General features: G+C 58.8%; 6 protein-coding genes. 2 read left to right on the forward strand and 4 right to left on the reverse strand.

The window, feature by feature from the left end:
* Positions 1-705: 705 nt before the first annotated feature.
* On the forward strand, positions 706-999 hold the full coding sequence (locus tag EN857_RS33070; RefSeq protein WP_135859687.1) for a hypothetical protein: 294 nt from the start codon (positions 706-708) through the stop codon (positions 997-999).
* Positions 1,000-1,172: 173 nt separating this feature from the next.
* On the opposite strand, the gene EN857_RS33075 is transcribed toward EN857_RS33070, so the two are convergent.
* Entirely contained in the window at positions 1,173-1,553 is a 381-nt protein-coding gene (locus tag EN857_RS33075) for a YkvA family protein (RefSeq protein ID WP_135859686.1), read from the reverse strand.
* A gap of 159 nt (positions 1,554-1,712) precedes the next feature.
* Positions 1,713-2,021, reverse strand: a complete 309-nt coding sequence (locus EN857_RS33080; protein WP_245521671.1) for a hypothetical protein — start codon at positions 2,019-2,021, stop codon at positions 1,713-1,715.
* 572 nt (positions 2,022-2,593) lie between these two features.
* Between EN857_RS33080 and EN857_RS33085 the strand changes: the two genes are divergently transcribed.
* Positions 2,594-3,490, forward strand: a complete 897-nt coding sequence (locus tag EN857_RS33085) for an ankyrin repeat domain-containing protein (RefSeq protein WP_135859685.1) — start codon at positions 2,594-2,596, stop codon at positions 3,488-3,490.
* Between the two features lie 1,075 nt (positions 3,491-4,565).
* Here EN857_RS33085 and EN857_RS33095 read toward each other — a convergent pair.
* Positions 4,566-4,784 (reverse strand): hypothetical protein, encoded by a 219-nt coding sequence (locus EN857_RS33095; protein WP_135859683.1) that lies wholly within the window; start codon positions 4,782-4,784, stop codon positions 4,566-4,568.
* Between the two features lie 2 nt (positions 4,785-4,786).
* The coding region (locus EN857_RS33100; RefSeq protein WP_210235155.1) for a hypothetical protein at positions 4,787-5,106 on the reverse strand (320 nt) is incomplete at its 5' end.

Here is a 5,106-nt window from a genome sequence, read left to right on the forward strand (position 1 = left end):
GTGAAAAGCCATGTTGATAAAAGAACAGCTAATATTTTTGCTCTATTTGCAGGGGTTGGACTTTAGTGCCTGGTCGACTGGGCCTTGCGTCCCACTTACGCGAGCATCACGCGAGCGAGCATCTTTGCCCATTGGTGGGTTGTCCGCGGCGAGGGCTGCCCCGGAGAACATCTGAAATTTCACCGCTGATACCTCGCGCCCGCTAGTTCACTCTCGCTGCCGTCAGATTCGCCTCGCCATCACGCTACCGGCGGCGCGGGTCGGCACGGTTGCGTTCCTGCTAATGGCCCGCATGGCGCATACTTGCTGTTGCGCTAATGCGAAACCCGCTGCCGTGGGTGCAGCAGCGGGCCTGGCTTTCTCAAGGCAATGGCCGAATGCGGGGTTGGGACACAAAGGCATCCAGCCAGCATTTCCCACGAGGATGGGGATTGTTTGTTCCTGTGGCGTTCGCATATCAACCCAGGTTCGCCCCAGAATCGCCTGCATGGCGACGGGAATAATCGGCATTGTCGATCTGGTGGGCAGTGACCGCGACAGTACGCAGGCGGGTCGACGACGACACTGCCAGCGTATCAATCCCGTCCAAAGGGAACAGGGCGACGAAGCGCGGCGTTGAAGACGTGAAGGGACGGCCGTCCTTGCCGCTGTTGATCTTCCGAACAACTTAGGTCGCGCATCGGACGGGCAATCATTGGAGAACCCATGATGCGAACACTTGTCCTCATTGCAGCATTTTCACTGGTCGCCGGCCCCGCATCGGCAGCCGATCACCTTTTTACCGCCACGGAGGCAGGTGGTTTGACGACCGACAGCCAACCGTTCCAGAACGGCATAAACAACACGGCTCCGACAGCCGAAGACGTGCCGGGGGGCGGTAGTCCGCTGTCGGGTGATGACCACACCGTCCCGGCCACCGACACCCAGACGGGTGCCGCGACCAGGGACATGCCGGCGGCCACGCAGGGCAAGACGGCGCCATCTGCCAATGCCCACTGACAATCGTGTCGGTTCGTGACAGCCATTGGCGCCCTCAGATCGCGCCCGTCGCCAAAGGCGTAATGAAACCCGCTCCGGCTGGCGTGCCGAAGCGGGCTGATACATGATCGGAGCGGAGGGGCAAGGAAGTCACCTTCATCCGCTGGAACGGGACGGGTCCGGTGAACTAGCCTCTAGGCCGCCTTCGGCCAGAACATCCACATCAGCAAGACAGCCGCCAGTATCCAAACCAATAACATGAAGGCTAGACCGGCCTTGCTGACTGGCTTCGCATGGCTGGTCGCCTTCTCTCGGAACTCTTCCATCAGTGCGACCCGGATCATCCGGACAGCTGCCAAGATCCCGAGAGGGACAATTATCAAATCATCCAGGTAGCCAATGATCGGAATGAAGTCAGGAATGAGATCAATAGGGCTTAGGGAATAGGCCGCGACTGCCCCGGCTGTTGCCTTTGCATACCAGGGTACGCGCGGATCACGAGCCGCAATCCATAGCGCCACGACATCGCGCTTGATGGTACGCGCCCACTGTTTTGCAGAAGCTAGAAACGACATCCCGCTGAGCCCCCCTGCTATTAGCATCGGTCAAACTCGACAAAGTCAGGCTGGTTGAAAAACTCCGGCCGCCGACTCGCAAGAAGTCGCTGCGGGACCTGGTCGACTAGCTGCCCTTGGCCTTGCCGTAGGCGTTGGGGCTGGTGTCGGGTGTGTAGATCAGGCCGACATCGTTCCGCCGCATCTGTCGCATTTCAGCTTGGTAATGAGGTCATCGGCCATTGCCGGCGAGTCCGGGCCGTAGCGGTCCCGGAGTTGGGCGAGATCGAGCTTCTGGCTATGGTTGCAAGGCGACCAGTGGCAAAACGCCGTCACGGTCATCTTCGCGTCGATCAGGGATGGAAACGTCCAGCCCTTGCTCATCCGGCCGATATAGCGCGCCACAGGGAAGCCCGCCAGAAGCCGCAGGGTAAATCTCATTCCGGATGGATTGAGCCAGTGCTCGCCGGCGCGAAAAAGCACGTCCACCTGTACCTCTGGTAGGCCGCGAACTTCGTACGGGGAATGATCGTTCGATAGAAAGTCATTAGGCGCTCGCAAATGTGGTACCGATCATCAGGTGCGGTCTGAACTCGTTCTCTCGGGATAAACCACTCTGCATCTTGTGGCTCGTTCAGGTAGGCAGGGTGCAGCCTGACAAAATAGCCGTCTTTGGTCATCCTGACGTCATTGGAATCGACCGGGCGGCAATCCTTGTTTCCGCAACAGCTGTATTTCAGGACCGGATCTGTCTTTCCCGTGTACCAATCATGGGCGTTTGCATCCCCGGGCAGGACAAGCCAAGCCAACGCAATTTGTCCTAGCACCTTTCTCATGGAACTAGTCTGTGCGCCGATATGCGTAGACCATGGCTTTGTCCTCCCGCGGGCAGGATGGCACGAATGCGTTTCAGCAGACGCTTTTCGAAGGCCGGCACCCACAACCTAGCGCTTGTATATTAGCATTCACGAATGGAGTATAGGACCGCTGACGAGATCGGTCTCGCCGTTTGGGGGTCACCCGATGAAATGGAGTCCTCCAACTTGCCTTGGGAGATGCCAATGCGCGGGTTCTTGGTTTTAGTCCCACTGCTTTTTACGCAGATTCCGATTGCATCCCATGCCGCCGCTATCCACGACGCCGCCACGAAGGGCGACGTGGGGGGGATCACGGCAGCGCTCGACGCAGGTGTCGGCGTCGATGAGAGTGATGGGAAAGCGACGCCGCTCTATCTTGCGGTCAAGGGTGGGCATCTTGCGGCGGCCAAACTGCTCCTGGATCGCGGTGCCGACGTCAACGCCGCCCCGACACCGGTTTTGGGTCCTGCCCTGATGCTGGCTTTGGCTAAACGCAGGATAGACTTGATCAAACTGTTGCTGGACGGGGGCGCAAATCCAAATTCGAAGCGCAGCCGCGAAAACGCGATCCACATCGCGGTCAATCTCGGGTGCCTCGATTGCGTGAAGGCACTGGTCGAGGCCGGCGCGGACGTCAACGTGAAGACAAAGGACGGCAAGACGCCGATCCATCTGGCGAAATTCAAGGGGCTGCGTGAAATCGCGGACTATCTCATGGCGCACGGCGTCGTCTTGCCAACGCCATCCCCGATCGCGATGAAGTTGGCCACTGCCGATGTTGAGAAAGGCCGAACCTCCTTCACCCACCTATGTGCCGGTTGCCACAGCGTGGACCCGCAGGGCGCAAACAAGACGGGACCGAACTTGTGGGGTGTCGTGAGCCGCGACAAGGCATCAGTACCAAATGCGCGTTACTCCGCCACCTTAATGGGCTGGGAAGGCGCTTGGACATACGAGGACCTGAACAAATATCTGCTTGAGCCCATGGTCACTACCCCAGGCGTTTACATGGAGATGCCTGGAGTTCCGGACGAGGCTGAAAGGGTCAACGTGATCGCCTACTTGCGTACTCTCAGCGACAAGCCGAGCCCGCTGCCCTGAAACTGACGCCGCCGCGACCTCCATCGCCTGCTGAACTGAATATTGCACCGGCCGGATAAGCCCCTGTAGCACGTCCCTGCGTTCCTGGAGCTGTCGCGCAGGTCGTGGCCGTTGGGCTAGCCTAGTCCCTTGGTCGTAATTGAGCGAAAGCTAATGTGCCTATAGTTTGGGCAGCGCGGGGACTTGGGCGCTTACCAATTCCCGTGAGTGGCCGGTGTGGCTAGCACCCCCAAAAACCCCAAGCTGCACCGGCCATTCAGCTTGCGTCGCAGACAACCGCTGCGCCTCCTTTGAACGCGATGCTCATAAGCTGATGGCCGGATGCATCACGGACGGCGCAGACAACATCGCGCGTCTCAGAATGCGCAGCTAAACGGCGGACGATTTCGAAGGCCCTTTCCTGGGCGTCCCTCGGGGTCCGGAACATGGTCCCCTGTGCGTCGTGGTAGACGTCACCGCTATGCGAAAGATCGAAGAAATATCGAGGCATGGGCTCTAATAATATCGAAGCCTGCAAAAGGTTCATTAGCATCCGTTAAGGTGACCTCCCTCAACGCTGGGACTTCTCCTTGAATGCTGCGTCTTGCCGCTTGATTGATCCGCCTGCGCCATGAACTTGTTGAAGGCGCGTGCCTCATCGTGCGTCTCAAACTGCCGAGACGTTGTCGTGCCGCCCGGCTTTAGAACCACGGCGAGGAATGGAAGCCCGAACACGGGCGGGTGATAGACGCATAAATCGTGCTGCGCTTCATCGCGGCATTTTACCGGGATTTCTGGCCCGGAACTACGCGTCGGTGTTCGGATCGGCCGTCTTGGGATGCCCGCCGTGACATCATCGGCTCGACGGCTTCGCGACGTCTACCATCGGCTTACTTTCTACCCCTTGGGGCTTTGCTAGCTTCCCCCGCGTCAATCAATAGCGGGGGGTGGCAACCAACAAAGCAGGAGCTGACACCTGAACGTTGACTCCGCAGATGCTCTGCCAGCCATTTGGCGAGGAAGTTGATCCCGCGCGTGCTCATCTCGCGACAAGCGCCGGCCGGGCATTAGGTTCCCGGAACAGCCTGTTGGCTGCTTATCTCAAGTTTGAATTTTGGGTGATTGAAGTTTGGATGCGATCCCGGTGAGCGACGTGCAGAATCTGCATCTGCTCGAACAGGGTCAAAAGGTCTTCGGCTAAGTCTGCCTTGAAGCCCTTGTGATGGAAGTCGGCAACAATGTCACGCTGGCGCGCAATGTGTCGCTCGCCCAAAAGCACATGCTGCTCCAGCGTAGCCAGAACGGTTTCCCTCATCGCTAAGCGATATCAGATTTCTCGCGCTTCTTATAGGGACCGCACTTGCCTGGCTTCGGCGGCAACAGGGCCGCCGGCTTTTCACCTTTAGGGACGGCGGACGTTTCAAACATGGTCCGTACTGGTTTCTGCAACAGGGCTTCAGACAACTCGAGCAAGCTGTAGCACGTCGCCATCCGTGTAGCGGAGCGCCCCATTGAACGCTCTGTCGCGGCAACGATCCGGAGAGCCTTGAGATAGCGCTTCCGGTTCCCGAACAGCGTAGCCATCGCTTGCACCCCTGCATTCATAGGCGCTTCGGTCACCGGCCTAAAATAGGAGC

The sequence above is a fragment of the Mesorhizobium sp. M4B.F.Ca.ET.214.01.1.1 genome, assembly GCF_004791545.1.
Lineage (GTDB): Bacteria > Pseudomonadota > Alphaproteobacteria > Rhizobiales > Rhizobiaceae > Mesorhizobium > Mesorhizobium abyssinicae.

Bases quoted from the DNA above. Each gene is read 5' to 3' on its own strand.
- EN857_RS33070 (WP_135859687.1), top strand. From the start codon at position 706: ATGATGCGAACACTTGTCCTCATTGCAGCATTTTCACTGGTCGCCGGC.
- EN857_RS33075 (WP_135859686.1), bottom strand. From the start codon at position 1,553: ATGTCGTTTCTAGCTTCTGCAAAACAGTGGGCGCGTACCATCAAGCGC.
- EN857_RS33095 (WP_135859683.1), bottom strand. From the start codon at position 4,784: ATGAGGGAAACCGTTCTGGCTACGCTGGAGCAGCATGTGCTTTTGGGC.
- EN857_RS33085 (WP_135859685.1), top strand. From the start codon at position 2,594: ATGCGCGGGTTCTTGGTTTTAGTCCCACTGCTTTTTACGCAGATTCCG.